This window comes from Kosakonia sp. MUSA4, from assembly GCF_013085925.1.
GTDB classification, from domain to species: domain Bacteria; phylum Pseudomonadota; class Gammaproteobacteria; order Enterobacterales; family Enterobacteriaceae; genus Kosakonia; species Kosakonia sacchari_B.
The window spans coordinates 448,903-466,672 of the sequence record NZ_CP025697.1 but is presented as its reverse complement, the minus strand read 5'-3'; the positions used below and the strand labels follow the sequence as shown (position 1 = coordinate 466,672).

Here is a 17,770-nt window from a genome sequence, read left to right as displayed (position 1 = left end):
TTCTCACCCTTTTCCGTTGTAGCAAAATTCTTTCATTTTGCATTTACTACTACAGACGCTCGTGTTTGAATGATTCTCAATTACATATCCGACGCCAGATTCGGCGGCTTAACGGATAGATTTTGCGCAATCGGGCAATAACTTAGAAACGTTCACGTCTGTGTTATGCACAGTTTTTCGGGAAAACAGATTAAATGTCTCAGTTCACTCACGGTATCTATGGGCTGAAAGGGCGCGCGTTGTTCTCTGCACTCTTTCTGGGATCATGCTTTACGCCGGTTACGCACGCGGCGGAAACGACAAATAAAACCAATAGCGACACCATCACCGTCAACGCGGATGCGTCATCGGCCGATCAACCCGCCACTTCCGGCTATCAACCTCTCACTTCTTCTACGGCGACGCTGACCTCAATGCCGCTGCTGGATATTCCGCAAGTGGTGAATACCGTTAGCGATAAAGTACTGGAAGATCAGCATGCTACCAGCCTTGATGAAGCGCTGTATAACGTCAGCAACGTGGTGCAAACCAACACGCTTGGCGGTACGCAGGATTCGTTTGTGCGCCGTGGTTTTGGCACCAACCGCGACGGTTCGATCATGACCAACGGCCTGCGCACCGTGGTGCCGCGCAGCTTTAATGCCGACGCCTCGCGCGTGGAAGTGCTGAAAGGCCCGGCCTCAACGCTGTATGGCATTCTCGATCCTGGCGGGCTTATCAATGTTGTCACTAAACGTCCGCAGACCCAATTCGGCGGATCTATTTCCGCCACCTCTTCCAGCTTTGGCGGCGGCACCGGCCAGTTTGATGTCACTGGCCCGATCGAAGGCACGCGGCTGGCGTATCGTCTGATCGGCGAATATCAGAACGAAGATTACTGGCGCAACTTCGGCAAAAATAAGAGCACTTATATTGCTCCATCGTTAACGTGGTTCGGTGATAACGCCACCGTCAACGTGCTCTATTCACATCGTGATTATCAGACGCCATTCGACCGCGGCACGATCTTCGATCTCACCACCAAACAGGCGGTGAATGTCGATCGTAAAACCCGCTTCGATGAGCCGTTTAACATTACCGATGGCGAATCTGATATTGCACAGTTGAACGCAGAATACCGCTTTAACAGCGCCTGGACCGGCAAGCTGGAATACGGCTACAGCCAGGACAAGTACAGCGATAACCAGTCGCGCGTGATGGCCTACGATGCCGCTACCGGTAATCTCACGCGCCGCGTGGACGCCACGCAAGGATCCACGCAGCGGATGCACACGACGCGTGCCGATTTGCAGGGGAATGTCGATATCGGCGGCTTCTACAACGAGATCCTCACCGGTATTTCGTACGAATATTACGACCTGCTGCGTACCGACATGATCCGCTGTAAGAACGTGAAAGATTTCAATATCTACAACCCGAGCTATGGCAGCGCCAGCAAATGTACGACCGTCTCCGCATCGGACAGCGATCAGACCATTAAGCAGGAGAGCTATTCGGCTTACGCGCAGGACGCGTTATATCTTACCGACAAATGGATCGCCGTTGCCGGGATGCGTTATCAGTACTACACCCAGTACGCCGGTAAAGGCCGTCCGTTCAACGTCAATACCGACAGCAGCGATGAGAAATGGACGCCGAAATTCGGCCTGGTCTATAAGCTGACGCCTTCAGTGTCGCTGTTTGGTAACGTGGCGAAAGCGTTTATGCCGCAGTCCTCCATCGCCAGCTATATTGGCGATCTGCCGCCGGAAACCTCGACATCTTACGAAGTTGGCGCCAAGTTTGACCTGTTCGACGGTGTTACTGCCAATATCACCCTGTTTGATATCCATAAACGCAACGTGCTGTACAGCGAAATCGTGGGTGATGAAACGGTTGCCAAAACCGCCGGGCGCGTCCGTTCGCAGGGCGTAGAGATGGATCTTGCCGGTTCACTGACGGCAAATATGAATGTCATCGCCAGCTACAGCTACACCGCCGCGAAAGTGCTGGAAGATCCGGATTACGCCGGTAAACCGCTGCCGAACGTGCCGCGTCATACCGGTTCCGTGTTCCTGACTTACGACATCAATAACGTGTTTGCCGGTAACACGCTGACTCTTGGCGGCGGCGGTCACGGCGTGAGCCGCCGTTCAGCCACCAATGGCGCGGATTACTACCTGCCAGGCTATTTTGTTGCCGATGCCTTTGCTGCCTACAAAATGAAGCTGCAATACCCGGTAACGCTACAGGTGAACCTGAAAAATATCTTCGACAAGACCTATTACACCTCGTCGATCACCACCAATAACCTGGGCAACCAGATTGGCGATCCGCGCGAAGTGCAGTTCACCGTCAAAATGGAATTCTAAGACCCCAGCGTAACTCAGTGAAAAAGTTGCCCCGCACCGCGGGGCTTTTTTCTGACATGCTTTTTTGTCGCTATCTTCTGGCAACGCCCCGGTTTCACCACGAAATGCCCCGCAATGAACACCTGTTCATTAAACTGTCACCTTTACACCATTCTTTTGCAGCATTTTTTTCACAAACTCTCTGGCTTTAAAAACCCGTAAATTCGCGGTTCAAGGCTTATGAGAAAATACTGGCTTCCGTGGCTGATCCTGTCACCGTCTCTGCTGTTCCTGGCGCTGTTCACTTACTTTCCGCTGCTGCGCTCGGTGTATGACAGCCTGTTCGACACCCGCATTGCCAGCAATGATGCGCCGTTCGTTGGGCTGGGCAACTTCGCCCGCCTGCTGGATGATTCGGTGTTCTGGCAATCGCTGTTCAATAACCTTATCTACATTCTGCTGACGGTAATTCCGGGGGTAACGCTGGCGCTGCTGCTGGCGGTGGCGCTGTGGGAAAACCATCGCATCAACCGCTGGTTACGTACGGCGTTTTTCTTCCCGATGATTATCCCGATGGTCAGCGCCGCCGCGCTGTGGCTGTTTATCTTTATGCCCGGCCTCGGCATGCTCGATCACTACCTCGCGCAGCTTTTCGGGCCGATGAACAACAACTGGCTGGGGCGCAGCAATAGCGCGCTGTTGGCGCTGGCACTGATTGGCGTGTGGAAGTTTGCCGGATATTACATGCTGTTTTTCCTCGCCGGGTTGCAGGGCATTCCCGCCTCCACGCGTGAAGCGGCGATAATGGAAGGCGCAACTTCCACGCAGGTTTTCTTCAAAGTCACCCTGCCGCTACTGCGCCCGACCATCAGCTTTGTGGTCACTACCGCATTGATTTACTCGATTACCCAGATCGACCACGTCGCCGTGATGACGCGCGGCGGCCCGGACAATGCCACCACCGTACTGCTTTATTACATCCAGAATCTCGCCTGGGACACTCACGATCTCGGTAAAGCCTCTGCCGCCACGTTTTTAACGCTGGTCGGGCTGTTTGTCTTCTCGCTGGTCAACCTGAAACTGCTTGAGAGAGGAGCGCATTATGAGCGTTGAGGTTACTCCTGTTATCAATCGGGCCGCCATCGTGCCGCGCCCGCTGTGGCTGCGTCTGCGTCATTCGCGCCCGGTAACGCTAGCGCTGCTGATGGTTTGCCTGGCGCTGCTGTGGGTAAGCCCGTTTATCTGGATGCTCTCATCCGCGTTTAGCGCCACCACGTTTGGCGAAGATATGGCGTCGATTCTGCCGCGCTTTCCGCTGACGCTGGATAACTTCCGCGATGCGTGGGACAGCGCCAACTGGCTCAGCCTGTACGCCAACACGCTGATCTTCGCCTTCGGTACGTTCTTTGTGCAGCTATTCACTATTACCACCGCCGGTTACGTCTTCGCCTGCCACGAATTTCGCGGCAAGAAAACGCTGTTCATCCTGTTCCTGGTGCAACTGATGATCATGCCGGTGGTGATGATGATCCCCAACATGCTGACGCTGAAAACCTTCGGCCTGCTCAACACGCTGACCGGCGTGATGATGCCCTACTTCACTTCTGCGTTTGGCGTCTTTCTGATGCGCCAGGCGTTTCTCGCCATCCCAAAAGAGATTGAAGAAGCGGCGCTGATGGAGGGCTGTCGCTGGTGGCAGGTGCTGTTCCGCGTGATGTTGCCGATGTCGTGGCCGTCGGTACTGGCGTTCGCCACCGTCAGCATTACCTATCACTGGAACGAGTATTTATGGCCGCTGATGATGCTCAACGATCCGGACAAACAGGTGCTGACAGTCGGCCTGGTCTCCTTCGCCATGGGCGCAGAATCCGGCGGCCAGTGGGGAATGATCAGCGCCGGGACGCTGATGGTTTGCCTGCCGCTGATGGTCGCGTTTATTGCTTTTCAGAAACAGTTTCTCCGGAGCTTTGGCTTCTCCGGCATTAAATAAGGAGTGTAGTTATGTTTTTAGCGCAAATTTCCGACACCCATTTCCGCAGCCAGAACGAGAAGCTGTACGGTTTTATTGATATCAACGCCGGGAATGCCGACGTCGTGTGCCAGCTTAACGCCCTGCGCGAACGCCCGGATGCGGTGGTAGTGAGCGGGGATATCGTCAACTGCGGCCGCCCGGAAGAGTACCGCGTGGCGCGCCAGATCCTCGGCGGGCTGGATTACCCGCTGTTCATCATTCCGGGCAACCACGACGATAAAGCGCACTTTCTGGAATATCTGCACCCGCTGTGCCCGCATCTCGGCAGCGATCCGCAGAACATGCGTTATGCGATTGATGATTTCGCCACACGTCTGCTGTTTATCGATTCCAGCCTCGCCGGGGAATCAAAAGGCTGGCTGACGAATGAAACCCTGCACTGGCTGGAGGCGCAGCTAAGCGCCAGCAAAGACAAACCCACCGCGGTGTTTATGCACCATCCGCCGCTGCCGCTGGGCAACGCGCAGATGGATCGCATCGCCTGTGAAAACGGCCATCAGCTGCTGAAACTGGTTGAGCGCTTCCCGTCGCTGACGCGCATTTTCTGCGGCCATAACCACAGCCTGACCATGACGCAATATCGCCAGGCAACGATTGCCACCATTCCGGCCACCGTGCACCAGGTACCGTATTGCCACGAAGACACCCGCCCGTACTACGACATGTCGCCGCCGTCGTGTCTGATGCACCGCCAGATTGGCGATCGGTGGGTGAGCTACCTGCACTCGCTGTCGCATTACGCGGGCCCATGGCTGTATGACGAAAACATCAGTTGCCCGGTGGACGAGCGCTAATCCCATGTTAAGACTGAACAATATAAGCAAGCAGTTTGATGGCAAAGCGGCGCTCAGCGCGCTGTCGCTGGATATTCACGATGGCGAATTTGTGGTGCTGGTTGGCCCGTCCGGCTGCGGAAAAAGTACGCTGTTGCGGCTGATTGCCGGGCTGGAGAATGTCAGCGACGGCGCTATCTGGCTCGATAATGATGACATCACCACCCGCTCGCCACGCGAGCGCAACTTCGCGATGATCTTCCAGAACTACGCGCTGTTTCCGCACCTGTCGGTGCGCGACAACATCACCTTCGGCATGAAAGTGCGTCACGAAGAGAAAGCCAGCTGGCAACCACGCCTCGATCGCGTAGCGCAGATGTTGCAGCTTGATGCGTTACTGGAGCGAAAACCCGCCAAACTCTCCGGCGGCCAGCGTCAGCGCGTGGCGATGGCGCGCGCCATCGTGCGTAACCCGAAACTGTTCTTAATGGATGAACCGCTCTCTAACCTTGATGCACGCCTGCGTACCGAAGTGCGCGACAGCATTATGGAGATGCACCAGCAGCTTAAGACCAGCACCATTTATGTGACGCATGACCAGACCGAAGCGATGTCGATGGCCGACCGCATTGTGGTGATGAATGGCGGCCACGTGCAGCAAGTTGGCCGCCCGGAACATTTGTACGCGCATCCGGCCAATCTGTTTGTTGCCGGGTTTATCGGCTCTCCGGCCATGAACCTGCTGTCGCTCTCCTGCGCCAATGGCGAGGTGCAATTGGGTGAGCAACGCCTGCCGCTGCCTGAGCACGCGCGCAGCACGTCACAAGTGTGGTTGGGCATTCGCCCGGAGCACATGACCGACACGCCGGAAGCGGGCCAGTTGGTGCTGCCAGCCACAGTCATACAGCGGGAACTGATGGGCGCGGATTATCAGCTTCACGTCAGCACGCCCATCGGCAACCTGCGTTATATCCGCCGACACCGGGGCGATGTACCCAACAAAGGGGACACACTCAGCGTCGGTTTTTCACCCCTTGATTGTCATCTGTTTGATGCGCAAACCTTGCTTAACTTACACCAGGAGAACGACCATGCATAAGCCTCTGCCAAAAACATTGCGAGCGCTTACTTACAGCATAACCCTTGCAATGAGCGGCACCGCACTGGCGCAGGAGAAGATTGATTTTATGTTTCCGGCCCCGGTGGACGGCAAACTGACCATGGAAATGACGCGTGTCATCAAAGCCTTTAACGATTCGCAAAAAGAGGTGGAAGTGCGCGGGATTTTTACCGGCAATTACGACACCACGAAAATGAAAGCTGAATCGGCGCAGAAAGCAGGCCAACCGCCGGCGCTGGTGATCATGTCCGCCAACTTCACTACCGATCTGGCGCTGAAAGATGAAATCCTGCCGATGGACGAACTGTTCCAGTACGGCGACAAAAAAGCGGGCGATTTCCTGCAAAACGAGTTCTGGCCTGCGATGCGTAAAAACGCGCAGGTGATGGGCGTGACCTACGCCATTCCGTTCCACAACTCGACGCCAATCCTCTATTACAACAAAACGATGTTCGACCAGGCGGGCATTAAACAGCCGCCGCAGAACTGGAAAGAGTTGCTGATCGATGCGAAAAAGCTGACCGACCAGAGCAAAGGCCAGTGGGGCATTATGCTGCCTTCCACCAACGACGATTACGGCGGCTGGATCTTCTCCTCGCTGGTACGTGCCAACGGCGGTAACTACTTCAACGAAAACTATCCTGGCGAAGTCTATTACAACGCGCCTACCACCATCGGCGCACTGCGTTTCTGGCAGGATATGATCTACAAAGACAAAGTGATGCCGTCCGGCGTGCTGAACTCGAAGCAGATCAGCGCCGCGTTCTTCTCCGGCAAACTGGGAATGGCGATGCTGAGCACCGGCGCGCTGGGCTTTATGCGTGAAAACACCAAAGATTTCGAGCTGGGTGTGGCAATGATGCCTGCTCAGGAACAACGTGCCGTGCCAATTGGCGGCGCCAGCCTGGTGAGTTTTAAAGGCATTAACGATGCGCAGAAAAAAGCGGCGTATCAGTTCCTGACGTATCTCGTCAGCCCGGAAGTGAATGGTGCATGGAGCCGCTTTACCGGTTACTTCTCACCGCGCAAAGCGTCCTATGATACGGCGGAAATGAAAGAGTATCTGAAGCAGGATCCGCGCGCCGCCATCGCGCTGGAGCAGTTGCAGTACGCGCATCCGTGGTATTCCACTTACGAAACGGTTGCCGTGCGTAAAGCGATGGAAAACCAGCTGGCGGCCGTGGTGAACGACGAGAAAGTCACCCCGGAAGCAGCCGCAGAAGCGGCGCAGAAAGAAGCCGATACGCTGATGAAACCCTATGTGGAAAAAACCTCGCTGCAAGTGGTGAAATAAGATGTAATACCCCGCAGGGATGCGGGGGAGCTCCCAAACAGTAAGCGCTTACTAACTTAATAACGAATACGGTGAGTCAGTTGGCTGTGTTCTGAGTAACGAATAAACGGCCCCCACAAATAACCATTTTGAATACAGGGTTTATTGATCCGCCAGACATTTCCTTTCTTGCCAGGGCTGTATATTTCTTGCTCACCCAACTGACAAGGAGCACACCATGTCTTACACCGAACAGCACTGCCACTCCTGCGGAATGCCGCTCTCCGCGCCGGATGCCCGTGGTGCCAGCGACAAATATTGTGCGTACTGCACCGACAGCGAAGGCAATCTGAAATCCTGGGATGATGCCGTTTCCGGCCTCGCGCAATACCTTGATTCATGGCAGAAAGTGGGCAACGAAGAGGCGCGTAAACGTGCAATCCGCTATCTGACATCAATGCCTGCATGGGCAGACAGAGCCTGACGTTATTAGCCTGGCGGCTTCAATCCGGGGTAAAAAACAGCAGTACCAACCCCAGCAGCGCAAACAGGCCAAATGCCAGCGCAACCCCAGCCTGCGCGTAGATCAAACCCAATATCACCGCGCCAGCCACCTGGCCTGCGGCCAGCATAAAAAACACCATGCCGACCCCGGAAGCCGGGGTCGCGGGCGCGGCTTCTGCGCCACACACCAGCAGCACGCCGGAAAGCGTGATATAGCCAGCCCCGCAGAGCGCCACCGCCGGAATTAACCACCAGGAAAATGCGTGGCTAAACGCCATCAACAGCAACGGTGCGGCCATAAACACCAGCGCCAGCCGGTAGACCTGGCGCATGCCGATATAACGCGCAACCGGCCCGGTGAAGGCGCCCAAAATGCCCGCCGCGCCGCAAACGCACCACAGAATGCTGATGAGCGAATCCGCTACCGCCATCTGCTGGCGCAATACTTGCGGGCCAAAACTCCACCACGCGGCGCTCATCATCCCGCTCAACAAGGCAATTAGCGCAAGACGGACAACCGCGCGTGATAAAAGCGTTTCTCGCTCCTCCACCTGCGGCAGTGCGCCGTGCGGTAAATAGCGCTGCACCGGCCACAGACACAGCAGTGCAATCACCGCGAACACGATGCACGCAGTTCGCCACGGCAGAAACAACAGAAGCGGCACGGAAAGGATGATCCCTGCCCCGGTTCCGGCGTTAATCAGGGTATTCACCTGCGTTTGCCGTGATGCGCTCACGCAACGACTGACCGCTGCCGCCAGCGAAGGCGACGAAAACCCGGCGCTGATCCCGGCAATAAATAATCCGACACCCAGCATCACGGGAGAAGCGGCTGCGGCGAGCAGCAACAGGCCTAGCGCGGCACTCAGCGCAGAAACCGTCGAGGGAAATCGCGGCCCATAGCGCTTATTCAAGGTGGCGGCTGCGCTTATCGACAGACAATAAGCCGCGAAACTACAGGCCGAAAGAGTGCCTGCAAGGCGCGGGCTGAAAGGAATATCCTGCGCCACGGCGGGCATCATCAGCCCCCATGAGAAACGGGCGAGGCCATAAGAAACAGCGATCAGCGCGAAACCGGTAATACCCAGCTTCATCGTTTCGCCTCCTCGCTGGACATCAGGATCGCCGCCGCTTTTCCGGCATCATAAGCCGCCTGCGGCCCGCGAATTAACGCCGCGGTAATCGCCCCTTCAAACAGCATCCAGACGGCATCTGCCAGCGCGCTGTGTTTCACGCTCGTGGCGATGTAATCCCGCAGCGCATAGCGAAAATCCAGCGCCAGCGCGCATAGCTGCACGTTTTCCTGCGCATATTCGCCCCAGGCTTTCAGGAAAAAACATCCACCCGCGCCGTAACTCGCCATCCATTCCCCGAGGACGGCAAAAAGTTTTTCCACCGCCTGTGGGTGATCGGGCGCGTAGAGATCGGCGAAAAAACGCTGCTGGCGGGCTTCCATTACCGCTGCGGTTAATTGCTCTCGCGAAGGGAAATGGCGATACAGCGTGCGCGTTGAAACACCGGCTTCCTCGCAAATACGATCGGTGCTGGTGGCGTGAAAGCCATTGTTGTAAAACAGCCGCTCGGCGGCCTGAATGATGTCTTGTCGTTTTTTCATCCTTAAAAAGTAAACCGATCGTTTTACTTTCGCCAGCAACCATAAAAAAGTAAAAATAAAAAACATTAAAATTCAATGAGTAATGAGATAATATATTTTTATCGCGAAAAATTAACTTGCAATCAAATAGCGCACTATTTAAATTCCTCCCCAGACGCAAACACAACCGCGCTTTCATAACCATTTAAATAGCGCGCGATACAATCGCAAAGGAGATAACGATGTCCCGTTCATTACTGATTGCCATGAGTTTAACCGCCGCCAGCGTATCCACTGCCTGGGCCGCCGATGCGCCCACGCCGACTGCCGGTGTCGCGAAATTCCTTTCTGTGCTGAATAACAGCGGCGGCAAACCTATCGAACAACTCTCTGTGCCGGATGCTCGCCAGGTGCTGATCGGCGCGCAGAAAGGCGCCAAACTGCCCGCCGCAGATGTGACGGAAAAAACCATCACCGTGAACGGTAAACCGCTGACGCTGACCATCGTCAAACCGCAGGGCGCAACCGGTACGCTGCCGGTATTTATGTTCTTCCACGGCGGCGGTTGGGTGCTGGGCGATTATCCAACCCATGAACGTTTTGTCCGCGATCTGGTGAACGAATCCGGCGCTGCCGCCGTGTTCGTCAATTACACGCCGTCACCGGAAGCGCACTTCCCGGTCGCTATTAATCAGGCGTATGAAGCCACACGCTGGGTTGCCGAACATGGTAAAGAGATTGGCGTGGATGGTTCTCGTCTGGCGCTGGCGGGTAACAGCGTCGGCGGTAATATGGTGGCAGCGGTGGCACTTCAGGCCAAAGAGCACCATACACCGGCGATTCGCTACCAGGTGATGTTCTGGCCAGTCACCGATGCGCGCTTTGATACCGGTTCCTATAACCAGTTCTCGAATGGTTATTTCCTGAGCAAAAACATGATGAAATGGTTCTGGGATAACTACACCACCAAAGAGAGCGATCGCCGCAACATTCTGGCTTCACCGCTGGAAGCCAGCAGCGAGCAACTGAAAGGCTTGCCGCCTACGCTTATCCAGACCGCTGAGCTGGACGTACTGCGCGATGAAGGTGAAGCCTTTGGCCGCAAACTGGATGCTGCGGGCGTGCCGGTTACCGTCACCCGCTATAACGGCATGATCCACGACTACGGTCTGCTGAATGCCCTGAGCGAAGAGCCAACCGTTCGCACCGCGCTTTCCCAGGCCGCCAATGAACTGCGCGTCCACCTGAAATAAGCGCTTCCCGGAACCCACCCTATGCGGTGGGTTCTTTCGTTTTGAGCAAATTCGCCTCGTCATACGCCGTCTGCGCCGCCAGCACTGCATCCATATTGTTTTCCACCCAGTGCGCCAGCACCGAGACAGTTTCCGTCAGCGTGCGTCCCAGCGGCGTCAGGCTGTACTCCACTGCCACCGGCACGGTATAAAACACTTCACGGGCGATGATGCCGTCGCGCTCCAGCTTGCGCAGTGTCTGGGTTAAGACCTTTTGCGTGATCAGGCGGATATCCCGTTTCAGGCCATTAAAACGCATTGGCCCTTTTTCCAGACGCGCCAGCACCAGCAAGGCCCACTTATCCGCCAGCCTTGCCAGCATATCGCGCGTCGGGCAGCGGTTATCATAAATATCGTAAGGAATGGACGGCTTAATCATAACGACAAATTCTCGTAGTAGGTTTCCTTGAGGAAACGTAGTGCCCTTTGGGTGCCTTCTTCCGCAACCGGAGCGGGATGTGTATAACTCAAAGCCTAAGTTTCTATTTGATACTAAGGTGCCAGAAATGGCAAAAATTCTCCTGCGGAATGAAAAGGAATAAAGGATGATTAGTCGGCTGAATAACGCATTTCTCAGTCTTACCACGCACCCGGAGTTTGGCAAGCTGTTGCTGCGCCTGACATTTGGCGTGCTAATGCTGTTCCACGGCGTAGCCAAAGTGCAGCATGGCGTAGGCTGGATTTCCGACATGCTGGTCGCGCAGGGTTTACCGGGCTTTATCGCTTACGGTGTATTTGTTGGCGAAATTATTACGCCGGTACTGATTATTATTGGCTTATTCACGCGCCAGGCGGCTTTTATTTACGCATTTAATATTCTGGTTGCCACCTTACTGGTCGGCATGGGGAAATTCTTTACCCTGACTAACGTCGGCGCATGGGGTCTGGAAAGTGAAGCCCTCTATTTCCTCGGCGGATTAAGCATTATGTTTCTGGGCGCAGGGAAATACACCCTGTTTGCCGGAAAAGAAAAATGATGGCGGTCGTGCAAATGTATTTGCACATTATCTCTCTTAGATAGGGGAAAAATATGTCTATTGTGGTGATCTATTATTCGGGTTACGGGCACACTAAAGTGGTGGCCGAGAAAGTCGCCGAAGGTGCAAATGCAACGCTGATCGCGGTGGATAATAACGGTGATATTCAGGAAAGCGACTGGCAATTACTGAACGACGCCAAAGCCATTATTTTTGGTGCCCCAACGTATATGGGCGGCGTGCCATGGCAGTTTAAGAAATTCGCCGATGCCAGCTCTAAAGCCTGGTTTACCCGCGCCTGGCAGGACAAAGTATTTGCCGGTTTCAGCAACAGCGCCAGCCTGAATGGTGACAAACAGGTTTCGCTGCAATACCTGCAAACGCTGGCATCACAGCATGGCGGCATCTGGGTGAGCCTGGGCCTGCTGCCGGCGAACACGCTTGCTGCAACCCGCGAAGACATCAACAACCTCGGCGGTTCTGTCGGCCTGCTGGTGCAATCGCCGTCAGACGCAGGCGCCGATAAAATCGCCTCCGGCGATCTGGATACCGCAGTGAAATTCGGCCAGCGCGTGGCCGATGTAGCGCGCCGTTTTAATTAATTTTGTCTATAAAGGCCGGGGAAACCCGGCTTTTTATCGACACAGAATTACCTGGCCGCCAGCGCATAATGGCTCGCTAGTTCTTCTTCTCATACTCTTCAGTACTCACGACCTTGCCAGCAAAGCGCCGCTCAAACCTGAGCGTATCTCCTTTAATAATCAGTGCCGGGTTGTCGTTCGGATGTAGCAGATCCACCCATTCATCCTGATGTTTTTTCTCCACCACCTCGTAAACAGACGGGCTGCCATCTTCCATCATGAACCAGTAGCGCAGGCGATGTGGGAAAGTATCCGGGCCGGTCACCAGCGTTCGTGCTTTATGTTCGGTAGTGATCTCTTTATAAATATCCGCATGAGCCGCCCCGCCAATAAATAAGGCAAGAAGAAAAGTCAGTTTTTTCATTATTGTCACTCGTTATTTTGCACATCCAGATTAGCAAATGCCTGCTGCAACCACGCTTTTATTATTCTAACCTCTTCACGCTGCGCTTTTTGTTGGCTGGTTACGAAATAGTAATTCCCGCCGGGTAATGTCCCCGGCAGGGCAACGCGCAACAATCCTTGCGCCAGCGCATTCTGGATCAATAACTCGCTGGCGAGCAGTACGCCCTGCCCGGCAATCGCCGCCTGAATGGCGTGCGTCTCATCATCAAAATGAATACCCGCATGTATCGGTAAATCGGCCGGGCCAAAGGCCGCTTTCCAGTGTGGCCAGTCCGGCTCCGGCTGTGGAACATGGCGGTTTTCAATATGAAACAGCGTAAAACGGGAAAGATCTTCAATCACCCGCAACGCCAGTTGCGGGCTGGCGACCAGCACAAAGCGATCGCGGTAGAGCAGCGTATTCTCCAGCGCTTCATCAGCCTGCATGCTGTAGCGGATCGCGCAATCCGCCATCTCGCCACGCACATCCACCAGATCGGTACTGCTATGTAGACGCAGCTCCAGCGAAGGATGCTGCTGATGCAGCGACGGCAGGCGCGGCACCAGCCAGTTAGTCAGAAAGTTGGAAGTGGTGCTCAGCGTTAACGCGCCCGGTTGCCCGGCCCTGTCGATGGCCTCCACCGCTTCGCGCAGCGTGGCAAAGATATTCCCCGAGGCGCGAAACAGAATTTCTCCGGCGTTAGTGAGCGCCACGGCGCGTGCCGAGCGGGTAAACAGACGCTGGTTGAGCGACGTCTCCAGCACGCGGATCTGGTGGCTGATGGCGGTCGGCGTCACGCCAATCTCCTCCGCAGCAGCTTTAAAACTGGCGTGACGGGCCACCGCATCAAAAGCACGGATGGCAGAAAGCGGTGGCAATCGGCGTGTTCGCATAGCTGAATTTAACTCATCTTAAGCTGAAAACTATGACTTTGCTTACCTCATGAAGCAGAGGGTAGCCTGTTTCTCATCGGGAATGATCCATGAAGATTATTCACCCTAAGCAGATTAACAGGAATGCCCCATGACACAAATTAACACGATGGCTACGCGCTCATCATCACGCTATCAGGCGCTGCTGGTTCCCGGCATCGCTCAGGCGTTGATTGCGCTTGATTACGCCATTATTTATGTCGCGCTGCCCACGCTGGCGCAGGCGTTGCACTTGTCACTGAGCGAAATGCAGTGGGTGGTGTCGATCTACGGTTTGACCTTTGCCGCGCTATTGTTGCCTGGTGGAAGCCTGTGCGATCGTTTCGGCGCACGCCGGATCTTCAGCATCGGCATGACGCTGTTTCTTTTTTCATCAATGCTGGGCGGGATGGCCCATAACGGAACATTGTTACTGATGGCTCGCTGTGGACAAGGGATCGCCGCCGCGCTGCTGCAACCGGCGGTGCTGGCCTTAATGGCGCAGCGTTTTCAGGGAGAATCGCATCGCCGGGCGCTGGCGATCTGGAGCGCTCTTGGCGCGCTGGGCCTGGTGGCGGGCGTGGTGCTGGGCGGCGTGCTGACCTCCCTGAGCTGGCGCGCCATTTTCTTCATCACCCTGCCGCCTGGGTTGTTGGCGCTATGGCTGGTGCAGCGCAACTTTTCGCAAACACAGCCACGAGGTGACGCGCAACGCACGGGTTTTGGCGCGCTGATCGGTTGTGCGACGGCCGGTACGCTGGTGTGGGCAATGATGCGTTATGCCGAACAAGGCGCGCCGGATTTCTTTGCGAATCGACTGGCGGCAGCCATGCTACTGCTGTTGATTCTCCATGAACGTTTTGCGCCGCAGCCGCTGCTGTCACGCACGCTGCGTAATATGCCGGGTTTGCAGACAGGCTGGCTCAGCAGCGCCTGCTATATGGCCAGCGTCGGCAGCCAGTTTTACGCCATGACGCTGCTGTGGCAGCAAACGCTACAGCTTGATGCCGTCACCACCGGATGGTTATTTACTCCACTGACAGTGCTGATTGTGGCGGGAAATGTGTTTTACACCCGACTCTCTGCGCGCTTTAGTAGCCAAAAGGCGCTGCTGGTGGGGTTTGCCTGCGCAGCAGCTGGCTTAGGGTTGCTGTCGATATCGCTTAGCGCTCCGTTTTCCGCCGGGTTCATCTCTGGCCTCGTGCTCAGTGGTATCGGCCACGGATTGATCTATCCGGCAATGTTCGCCGTCGGGCTCAGCGCCGTACCCGTGCAGCAACAGGGCCGCGCCAGCGCGCTGATGGTCACCAGCCAGTACATCGCCGGGGCGATAATGCTGGCAGTGATCTCCGTTTTACTGGCGATGCAGCCGGATCTGGCAAGCTGGTCAGCGGTATTTCGTGGGCTGGGTGCTGCCGCGCTGCTGGGTATGCTGGTGGCGCTTTGTGCGAAGGAGCGCTGAGCGCGGCTTACTGGCGTCCCCACTTTTCGCAAAACGCTTCTATATTCTCATCCTGAAAATCGGCCAGCCGTTCGATAATGGTCTCCAGCGGCCACTCCCACCAGGCGATCTGTTGTAACCGCTGGCCAATATGTGGTGAGAAGCGCGAACGAATAACCTTTGCCGGAACGCCGCCAACAATCGTGTAAGGTGCCACATCTTTACTGACCACGGCGCCAGCCGCAATGACCGCGCCATCTCCGACTGTCACGCCGGGCAGCACAATGGCAGCATGCCCGATCCAGACATCATTTCCAATGATGACGCGATCGCCACGCCGCTGAGTAAAAAAGTCATGATCACGTGCCGCGCTGGCGGAATAGTACTCCGGACAATAGGTGATTCGGTGCTGGGATGGCCGCCCCATCGGATGATTGGGCGCGCCAATACGCACATTATTGGCAATCGCGACAAATTTCCCTATCTCAGCATCGGCAATGGTGCAATATTCACCGATATAGGAAAAATCGCCTAACGTACTGTATTCCATCAGACTATTGGCCAGCACTTCACATTGCTGACCCATTTTGCATTCGCGCATACGAACACCAGGATCGATCCAGGTTTCCGCTAATTTGACATGTTTCATCGTGATTCCCTCTTCTCAGGTTGCGCTACTGTATAGCGCTTCTGTGTAGGGCAAATGACGGTGACTCACTATCAGCAATCCGCAGAGCCTGTCCGCCTGATAAGAATTATCGGTAGAGCCCGCTCGCACCAGGATATAAGCACTAAGAATAAACAACCTGTCGGTTTTTATCTGCCCTACCCTAATACTTCATTACGGAACATGATCTAAAACATAAATTAATAGTCACATAGAATTAAATCACATATGATTTAACTTTAAATTCACAATTAAAATATATTAAGGGTCTTTATTCAGACACTTAATATTTTTTAACTTCATTTTTTGAAAAATCTGATAATAACATACATAGATTGCATGCTTCGCAAAATCAAACATAATACAATAAATGGATGTAAATCAAAAAATGCCCATCTAATACAAATTGCAATATTTTAAACTCATTCGGCAACACAAGTTTCCTTTTAGATATTTGCTTTTTGGTGTTTGTTGGCGCGTAATGGACCAGCTATGAAACAATTCAATGATGAAAGAGATTACCATGACATGTTCGATGACATTTTCGAGAAATGGAATGTCACGACATTTTTTCAACCAATCATTGATACCCGAGCTAATCGTGTATACGGCATTGATGCAACGGCGTGGCTGCAAAGCAAAGGCTCCAATTGCACGGATTTTATTTCACCCCATGACTTCCTGACCGCAGCAGAAAAAAGTGGTGAAATCATCACTATTACAAAAGAATTACTGCTGCAAATCCAGGATTATCTGGCCAACCATAGTGATATCGATAAATGCCGCGAGTTGCGTTTTTTTATAAAAATTAGCCCATTGCATTTATTCAGCGAAAACATTATGGAGTTCGCAGAAGATTGTATTCAAACAGCCAAAAAGCTCGATAAACTGAACGCCAAACTGGTTATTGAAGTCAACTCCCGCATTCCCTTCGACTTAATTCACAAATTAAAATTACTTTCTGCATTGTTGACTATACAAAAAAACACCTTCTTTGCCCTCGGCGATTTTGGTGCCGGGCACTCCAATATTGAAATGCTTTTTGGCTTCGACTTTGATTATATAAAAATCGACAAAACTATGTTTTTCCCGTTGACGGACAAAGTCATCATGCATGGTTTCGCCGATGATTTAATGAGTGGTTTAAGCAAACAGAACACAGATATCGTCGTTAGTGGCATAGATTCAGTTTACCATTTGCAGTACTTTTTAAATAAAAATGTGACATTGTTCCAGGGGGAATTATTCAAACCTCCTGTAGCCTATAAAAACTTTAATGGATTAGATTATTTCGACTATGGATGACAGTTATGAACGTGATATGTAAGATCCTCGACCCTTTCAAAAAAATAGCAATCGAATCTTTTTTTTCGGGTACGGATATTGAGGGTGACAACCAGACGCTCATCTTCATTGAAGAGATCTACTTCGATGATATATTTGGCATCATCGATGAACTCCTCAGTTGTATCATCAAATTCCCAGACGCGCTGGTTATCATCCTTTCGGAACGGGATAACAGCTACACAACCAATGCACGCCTGGGAGTTATGGAGTTCATCGAAGATGTTAAGAAGAAAATTAATGAAAGAAAATCGACGGCGAATCTCTATCTCTACTATTACGACATTTTAAAACCCCGTAAAAAAATTCACCTCTATCTCATGATATTCAAAAAATACATGCAAATTGGCAATGTTAATAGAGTAGCAAAAATGTACAATCTGAATGAAAAACAAGTCTACTACTATATCAACAGATTAAAAGAGATATACGGATTAAAAAGCTTCCAGAATCTCGTGCCTTTTTTGAAGTGGATAGGCAGATAGA

The 17,770-nt window shown here is 53.5% G+C and carries 19 protein-coding genes; 13 read left to right on the top strand and 6 right to left on the bottom strand.

The genetic code is table 11. From position 1 onward, the window contains the following. Window positions 1–194: 194 nt before the first annotated feature. The 7 genes from C0557_RS02180 (at window position 195) to C0557_RS02150 (ending at window position 8,012) form a co-directional block, all read left to right on the top strand. Complete coding sequence (locus C0557_RS02180) at window positions 195–2,351, top strand: TonB-dependent siderophore receptor (protein WP_208657341.1); 2,157 nt, start codon at window positions 195–197, stop codon at window positions 2,349–2,351. 219 nt (window positions 2,352–2,570) lie between these two features. Beyond that, complete coding sequence (locus C0557_RS02175; protein WP_208657340.1) at window positions 2,571–3,443, top strand: carbohydrate ABC transporter permease; 873 nt, start codon at window positions 2,571–2,573, stop codon at window positions 3,441–3,443. Further along, on the top strand, window positions 3,433–4,320 hold the full coding sequence (locus tag C0557_RS02170) for a carbohydrate ABC transporter permease (RefSeq protein ID WP_208657339.1): 888 nt from the start codon (window positions 3,433–3,435) through the stop codon (window positions 4,318–4,320). Before C0557_RS02175 ends, C0557_RS02170 begins: the two co-directional genes overlap by 11 nt. Window positions 4,321–4,331: 11 nt before the next feature. Beyond that, window positions 4,332–5,156, top strand: a complete 825-nt coding sequence (locus C0557_RS02165; protein WP_208657338.1) for a phosphodiesterase — start codon at window positions 4,332–4,334, stop codon at window positions 5,154–5,156. A 4-nt stretch (window positions 5,157–5,160) separates the two neighbouring features. Further along, window positions 5,161–6,234: an ABC transporter ATP-binding protein gene (locus C0557_RS02160; RefSeq protein WP_208657337.1), complete on the top strand. Its 1,074-nt coding sequence runs from the start codon at window positions 5,161–5,163 to the stop codon at window positions 6,232–6,234. Beyond that, on the top strand, window positions 6,227–7,549 hold the full coding sequence (locus tag C0557_RS02155) for an ABC transporter substrate-binding protein (RefSeq protein WP_208657336.1): 1,323 nt from the start codon (window positions 6,227–6,229) through the stop codon (window positions 7,547–7,549). The genes C0557_RS02160 and C0557_RS02155 overlap by 8 nt, the downstream gene beginning before the upstream one ends. 217 nt (window positions 7,550–7,766) lie before the next feature. Next, a complete protein-coding gene (locus C0557_RS02150) occupies window positions 7,767–8,012 on the top strand; it encodes a zinc ribbon domain-containing protein (protein ID WP_007372963.1) in 246 nt (81 codons plus the stop codon). Between the two features lie 19 nt (window positions 8,013–8,031). Here the strand turns inward: C0557_RS02150 and C0557_RS02145 are convergent, their stop codons facing one another. Together C0557_RS02145 and C0557_RS02140 are read right to left on the bottom strand one after the other, a co-directional pair. Then, on the bottom strand, window positions 8,032–9,126 hold the full coding sequence (locus tag C0557_RS02145; protein ID WP_208657335.1) for an MFS transporter: 1,095 nt from the start codon (window positions 9,124–9,126) through the stop codon (window positions 8,032–8,034). Further along, window positions 9,123–9,647: a TetR/AcrR family transcriptional regulator gene (locus C0557_RS02140; RefSeq protein WP_208657334.1), complete on the bottom strand. Its 525-nt coding sequence runs from the start codon at window positions 9,645–9,647 to the stop codon at window positions 9,123–9,125. The genes C0557_RS02145 and C0557_RS02140 overlap by 4 nt, the downstream gene beginning before the upstream one ends. Before the next feature lie 221 nt (window positions 9,648–9,868). Between C0557_RS02140 and C0557_RS02135 the strand changes: the two genes are divergently transcribed. After that, entirely contained in the window at window positions 9,869–10,879 is a 1,011-nt protein-coding gene (locus C0557_RS02135; RefSeq protein WP_208657333.1) for an alpha/beta hydrolase, read from the top strand. Between the two features lie 19 nt (window positions 10,880–10,898). Here C0557_RS02135 and C0557_RS02130 read toward each other — a convergent pair whose 3' ends face one another. After that, window positions 10,899–11,297: a helix-turn-helix domain-containing protein gene (locus C0557_RS02130; RefSeq protein WP_074774603.1), complete on the bottom strand. Its 399-nt coding sequence runs from the start codon at window positions 11,295–11,297 to the stop codon at window positions 10,899–10,901. A gap of 166 nt (window positions 11,298–11,463) precedes the next feature. Here C0557_RS02130 and C0557_RS02125 point away from each other — a divergent pair, with 166 nt between their 5' ends. Beyond that, a complete protein-coding gene (locus tag C0557_RS02125; protein ID WP_007372958.1) occupies window positions 11,464–11,895 on the top strand; it encodes a DoxX family protein in 432 nt (143 codons plus the stop codon). Window positions 11,896–11,948: 53 nt separating this feature from the next. Further along, complete coding sequence (locus C0557_RS02120; protein ID WP_208657332.1) at window positions 11,949–12,497, top strand: flavodoxin family protein; 549 nt, start codon at window positions 11,949–11,951, stop codon at window positions 12,495–12,497. A gap of 76 nt (window positions 12,498–12,573) precedes the next feature. On the opposite strand, the gene C0557_RS02115 is transcribed toward C0557_RS02120, so the two are convergent. Beyond that, window positions 12,574–12,900, bottom strand: coding sequence for a hypothetical protein (locus C0557_RS02115; RefSeq protein ID WP_208657331.1), 327 nt, complete (start codon window positions 12,898–12,900; stop codon window positions 12,574–12,576). A 5-nt stretch (window positions 12,901–12,905) separates the two neighbouring features. After that, window positions 12,906–13,814, bottom strand: coding sequence for a LysR substrate-binding domain-containing protein (locus C0557_RS02110; RefSeq protein ID WP_208657330.1), 909 nt, complete (start codon window positions 13,812–13,814; stop codon window positions 12,906–12,908). Between the two features lie 130 nt (window positions 13,815–13,944). Here C0557_RS02110 and C0557_RS02105 point away from each other — a divergent pair, with 130 nt between their 5' ends. Beyond that, window positions 13,945–15,294 carry an MFS transporter gene (locus C0557_RS02105; protein ID WP_208657329.1) on the top strand — a complete coding sequence of 450 codons (1,350 nt, stop codon included), beginning with the start codon at window positions 13,945–13,947 and terminating at the stop codon, window positions 15,292–15,294. A 7-nt stretch (window positions 15,295–15,301) separates the two neighbouring features. On the opposite strand, the gene C0557_RS02100 is transcribed toward C0557_RS02105, so the two are convergent. Next, complete coding sequence (locus C0557_RS02100; protein ID WP_208657328.1) at window positions 15,302–15,922, bottom strand: DapH/DapD/GlmU-related protein; 621 nt, start codon at window positions 15,920–15,922, stop codon at window positions 15,302–15,304. Window positions 15,923–16,432: 510 nt separating this feature from the next. Here C0557_RS02100 and C0557_RS02095 point away from each other — a divergent pair. Continuing rightward, window positions 16,433–17,245: an EAL domain-containing protein gene (locus C0557_RS02095; RefSeq protein WP_208657327.1), complete on the top strand. Its 813-nt coding sequence runs from the start codon at window positions 16,433–16,435 to the stop codon at window positions 17,243–17,245. Between the two features lie 5 nt (window positions 17,246–17,250). Then, window positions 17,251–17,769: a hypothetical protein gene (locus C0557_RS02090; RefSeq protein ID WP_208657326.1), complete on the top strand. Its 519-nt coding sequence runs from the start codon at window positions 17,251–17,253 to the stop codon at window positions 17,767–17,769. The last annotated feature ends 1 nt before the right edge of the window (window position 17,770 follow it).